Below are 1133 nucleotides of genomic sequence, written 5' to 3'. Positions count from 1 at the left end.
CTAGTGTTCTGAGTCAATAGTTCTTTGTTAGCCGGTAGGCTGTGGGGATGCCGAGCCCGAAGCTGGAACCGGTGGTGTTGTCCGAGGAGGAACGGTCGGTGCTGACCGGGTGGGTGCGCCGCCGCAAGACCTCGCAGGCGTTGGCGTTGCGGGCGCGGATCGTGCTGTTGTGCGCCGAGGGCGGCACGATCGCGCGGGTCGCCGACCAGGTGGGGACCTCGCGCAACACCGTGTCGAAGTGGCGGGCGCGGTTCCTGTCCGATCGGCTGGACGGCCTGACCGACGAGCCGCGCCCGGGCCGGCCGCGGCAGATCACCGATGAGCAGGTCGAGCGGGTGGTCACCGCGACACTGGAGGAGGCCCCCGGTGCCGACACGCACTGGTCGACACGGTCGATGGCGGCGGCGACGGGGATGTCGCAGTCGGCGATCTCACGGATCTGGCGGGCGTTCGGTCTCAAGCCGCACACCGTGCAGACCTGGAAGCTGTCCACCGATCCGCAGTTCGTCGACAAGGTCCGCGACGTGGTGGGTCTGTACCTGGACCCGCCGGAGAACGCCCTGGTCCTGGCAGTGGACGAGAAGAGCCAGATGCAGGCGATCGACCGGACGGCCCCGATCCTGCCGATCATGCCGACCACACCGGCCCGCATGACCCACGACTACATACGGCACGGCACCACCAGCCTGTTCGCCGCACTCGACCTGTCCTCGGGATCGGTGATCGCCCAGCACTACCGGCGGCACCGCCACCAGGAGTTCCTGCGCTTCCTCAAGCTGATCGACGCCGCCGTGCCCAAGGACCTGGACCTGCACCTGGTGCTGGACAACTACGCCACCCACAAGACCGAGGCCGTGAAGAAGTGGCTGATCCGCCATCCCCGGTTCCACCTGCACTTCACCCCGACCAGCTCGTCCTGGCTCAACCTGGTCGAGCGCTGGTTCGCCGAACTCACCAACCGCAAACTGCGCCGCTCGGCCCACCGCAGCGTTGTCGAACTGGAACGCGACGTCCGCGGCTGGGTCAACGAGTGGAACAAGGACCCCAAGCCGTACGTGTGGACCAAACCCGCCGACGAAATCCTCGAAACCCTCGCCGCATACTGCCAACGAATTAACGACTCACAACACTAG

Annotated in this window: 1 protein-coding gene; it reads left to right on the top strand. The window is 66.5% G+C overall.

Annotated elements, in window-relative coordinates; genetic code table 11:
• The first annotated feature begins 47 nt into the window (after nt 1–47).
• Entirely contained in the window at nt 48–1133 is a 1086-nt protein-coding gene (locus QSK21_RS35840) for an IS630 family transposase (RefSeq protein ID WP_285702210.1), read from the top strand.

Source organism: Actinomadura sp. NBRC 104412, assembly GCF_030269515.1.
GTDB lineage: Bacteria > Actinomycetota > Actinomycetes > Streptosporangiales > Streptosporangiaceae > Spirillospora.
This window is presented reverse-complemented; position numbering and strand designations above follow the sequence as displayed.

Coding starts and splice junctions, on each gene's coding strand:
- QSK21_RS35840 (WP_285702210.1), top strand. CDS start 48: ATGCCGAGCCCGAAGCTGGAACCGGTGGTGTTGTCCGAGGAGGAACGG.